Genomic DNA, 3,681 nt, shown 5'->3' with positions numbered 1-3,681 from the left:
TGCTATCGTGGTTTTCCCGAAGGGCGCACTTTACCATTGAAAAAAACCTAATGGTTTTCATCAATGGAAGTACGGCAGGGGATAGCCCCCTACAACCCCAAACCAATCTGCATAGATTGGTGAAATTCGAAATCGAATTTAAGAGCAAAGGCAAAATGGCAATTTATCATTTTTCAGTTAAGACAATAAGTCGAAGTGCAGGGCGTTCAGCCGTTGCATGTTCTGCTTATCGTTCGGGTGAAAAGTTGATAGATGAAAGACAAGGGAAAGAACAAGACTACACAAGAAAAACAGGCGTTGAATTTACAAAAATATATGCTCCTGAAAATACAAATCCTGAATTACTAGACCGTAACCAACTTTGGAATACTATTGAAAAAGTTGAACGTAGAAAAGACGCTAACCTAGCACGAGAATTTGAAATAGCTTTTCCGCATGAACTGAATGCCGAACAACGTCAATCTATGCTCAATGAGATATGCCAAGAGCTTGTAAAACGGCATGGCGTAGTTGTGGACGCAGCCATTCATGCCCCACACACCCAAAGCGGAAGTGATGAACGTAATTATCACGCTCATATCATGTTTACAGGGCGACAAATCGACCTAGAAACAGGCGACTTTGCCAAAAAGAGAAATCGGGATTTTAACAAAGAAAATTCTAGTCAGACCGTGAACCAATGGCGAGAAACTTTTGCCGATATTACCAATAAACACTTGGCACGAGCAGGGTACTTGTCCGAAGTAGACCACCGCAGCTATGCCGACCAAGACAACGGACTACAAGCGACCATTCACGAGGGTAGCAAGGTCACACAGCTACGCAGACAGGGCATTGATACTGAAATCAGCCTAAAAAACGATTTAATCAAACAGCAAAATGCGGAAAAACAGCGTTTGCCTGAAATTTTGAAAGGTTTAGAGCAAGAAATCAGCCTTGCAGAATCAAAAATCAGCAAATACCAATCAGAAATACGCCTAGAAGCGTCAAAACAGCCCCTTAGAGCCACAGAAACACAAAAACAGGTAGAACAGCCAAAACTGCAAGAAAATCGCTTAGAACGCAAATCAGAGCCATCTAGCCCTAAATTAAAACAACTCAAAGATGAATTAAGCCGTCTTGAATCTGAAATTGTCCAATTGAAGCGTGACAGTGATACCGCTTACAACGGATATATCGAACTGCAAAAAAACAAACCACAAGAAAAATTATTCGGATTAGTGCCAAATCCTAAATTTTCAGCGTGGAAAGAAAAATATTCAGAGTTGAAGCATGAATTTGACCAAAAAGAGGGCGACCTAAAACTAGCCAAAAGCCTTATGGCGAGTAGATCAGACGATATTAAGAAAGAAATTATGCGTTTACGCAGTCAGCCGACCATTCAGCCCAATATCGGCAGGGAAAAACCGCAAGAATTAAATTTTAACAGCGTTTATCGCCAGTTAAACCACGAGCAAAAACAGGCGTACCAGTCGATAAAATCGGTACTGGAGCAAAAAATTAGCGGTTCAGAGTTAGATAAAAAATTAAAACAGGCTCAACAGGCGTTTGTAGCGAAATTTAAGGAAAATCCTAATTTTGAAGTACCAAAACTTGAATTACAAAAACAACGAGAACAAGAACAGGTCAGAGGTGCATCAAAATCCAAAGGCATGGAACGATAGCCCCAACCATTGAGAATCCGATTCAGCAAAAGCGGTAATCAGAGGGGGGAATAAGCGATCTACCGCTATGTCGCTCACACTCCGTTCGCTTTGTGCTTTTCTTTTTGATGCTAACAGGGATTAGCCGAGCGAGTGTCTACGAGCGATTGAACACTATCAAAATTTCGCCCTGCTCTTTCCCTGATTACAATTTCTCCCTTTCGCTTAAAAATGGGATTAACCGAGCAAAGCGACTACATGATATTTGCACCTAGACCGAGCGAAGCGAGCAAAAATAGCTCTATGAGCGAAGCGAATCCATTCTTGCTTTTGCTTTTTTGAATCCTCAATAGCAGTTACCAAAAAACAGCCCCCAAGACCGAGTGAAACGAGGTCAAAATGCCACGAGCGAAGCGAGTGCCATAGGGCTGTTTTTCACAGCCAAATCCCTTTTTATACTTTTAAAAAGCTTTTAAAAGCTTTTAGACACCCCTCTAGCCCACACTAGGCAAGGCTTTCAGACTTTAAAAAAGTACAATTCCCATGCTTATAAGTACAATTCCCATGCTTTTGATACTTAAAAAAGTACAAACGCCATGTTAAAAAAGTACAATTCCCATGTTTTATAGTACATAAAAATACTTGTACTTTATTTGGGTAGAAAGTATATTGTCATTAATTGTACTTTTTTGAGAAAATCATGGAGCTAGATGTAAAAAGACACTATCCCAAAGACTGGATAGTTTTACAAAATCGAGTAGTAGAATGTTTTAAAAGCATGACACTTGATGAAAAGCGTTTATTCATTATGGCTACGCCTTTAGCAAGAACCACGAATATATCCAGTGGAGAACCTATTTTTATCTCAACAGAAGAATTTGCATCTGCTTGTGGACTTGAAATTACAGGTGCATACACCGCTTTAGGTATCGCAACCAAGAAACTTTTTGACCGTTATTTTGGTTATGTTCGGGCAGATAAAAAGAAAGTTAGTATCCGATGGATGTATAAAACAGCGTATGGCGAGGGCGGTGCAGAACTATATTTTACTGATGAAGTATTATTACTACTTAGAGAGTTTGATGCCTTAAACCCTTATACCAAGTATAAAAAAGAAGTGGTTTTACGGCTTAAAAAAGATTATTCCCTAGACTTCTACCACTTAGCTAAGAAGCATCAAGCAATGGGCGGTTTTCAAATCAGCCTAGATGAATTATTTGAACAATTGGGCTTGCCTGAATCATACCAAGACCTAAGTAACCTAAAGAAACGTGTAATTAAGCCATCACTGGACGAGATCACAACCAATACCGATATAGACCTGACCTATGAGAATGTGAAGCGTGGGCGTTCTGTGGTTGGCTTTAAGTTTACGGTTAGAGAGAAACCAAAGCCGAAAGTCATCGAAACAGGTCGAGATAAAAATACGATAGATATGTTCTACAAGCTAACAGATGCTCAAGTACAGAAATATAGCTCGATACTCAGCAAGGTTAGCGATATATCGGATTTATCTACTTTCCCTGATTACAGCACTTTTGCCCAATGGATTGCCAATATTTTACGTGACCCTAAATCCGTTCGAGAAGAAACAGCAAAACGAATATTTAAGGCATTACGAACACATACCGATTTCAAAGATTAAATAATTTTCTGTCCCTATCTTCTGTTAAATACTCGTTCAATTCAGCGAGTATTTTTTCTTTGTCTTGTTCATTTTCCATTTTTTTCAGTGCTAAAGAACCGAGTAAGATTTTACGTCTAGTATCTTCCTTTCGTTGCTGTTCAGACTGCTTTTTCTTTTCACGAGCTAATACAGCTTGTTTCTGTGCCTTTAGCTGTTTTAATCGTTCTTCCTGTTTAGCAATTTGCTGTTCTAATGATTCAACTTTCATTGTGATTCCAAAGCCTAAAAAACCACAGTTAGCATAAGCGTACATGAATTGAAATTCAAGGTACTATCTGCTATCGTGGTTTTCCCGAAGGGCGCACTTTACCATTGAAAAAAACCTAATGGTTTTCATCAATGGAAGTACGG

At 39.3% G+C, this 3,681-nt stretch carries 3 protein-coding genes; 2 read left to right on the top strand and 1 reads right to left on the bottom strand.

The window, feature by feature from the left end; genetic code table 11:
• Both mobQ and F960_RS00160 read left to right on the top strand, forming a co-directional pair.
• On the top strand, nt 1–1,664 hold a 1,664-nt coding region (gene mobQ, locus F960_RS00165; protein WP_228681417.1), incomplete at its 5' end, for a MobQ family relaxase.
• A gap of 679 nt (nt 1,665–2,343) precedes the next feature.
• The gene (locus F960_RS00160) at nt 2,344–3,288 is read left to right on the top strand and encodes a replication initiation protein (protein WP_004846020.1); all 945 of its coding nucleotides are present in this window, start codon (nt 2,344–2,346) and stop codon (nt 3,286–3,288) included.
• Here F960_RS00160 and F960_RS00155 read toward each other — a convergent pair.
• A complete protein-coding gene (locus F960_RS00155; protein ID WP_004846019.1) occupies nt 3,278–3,538 on the bottom strand; it encodes a DUF8583 domain-containing protein in 261 nt (86 codons plus the stop codon). The two genes, F960_RS00160 and F960_RS00155, sit on opposite strands and share 11 nt — an antisense overlap.
• Nucleotides 3,539–3,681 lie beyond the last annotated feature (143 nt).

The organism is Acinetobacter gerneri DSM 14967 = CIP 107464 = MTCC 9824, assembly GCF_000368565.1.
In the GTDB taxonomy this organism is placed as follows: domain Bacteria; phylum Pseudomonadota; class Gammaproteobacteria; order Pseudomonadales; family Moraxellaceae; genus Acinetobacter; species Acinetobacter gerneri.
The sequence above is the reverse complement of the archived record's forward strand: the minus strand, read 5'-3'. Positions and strand labels throughout refer to the sequence as shown.

Bases quoted from the DNA above. Each gene is read 5' to 3' on its own strand.
- F960_RS00160 (WP_004846020.1), top strand. From the start codon at position 2,344: ATGGAGCTAGATGTAAAAAGACACTATCCCAAAGACTGGATAGTTTTA.
- F960_RS00155 (WP_004846019.1), bottom strand. From the start codon at position 3,538: ATGAAAGTTGAATCATTAGAACAGCAAATTGCTAAACAGGAAGAACGA.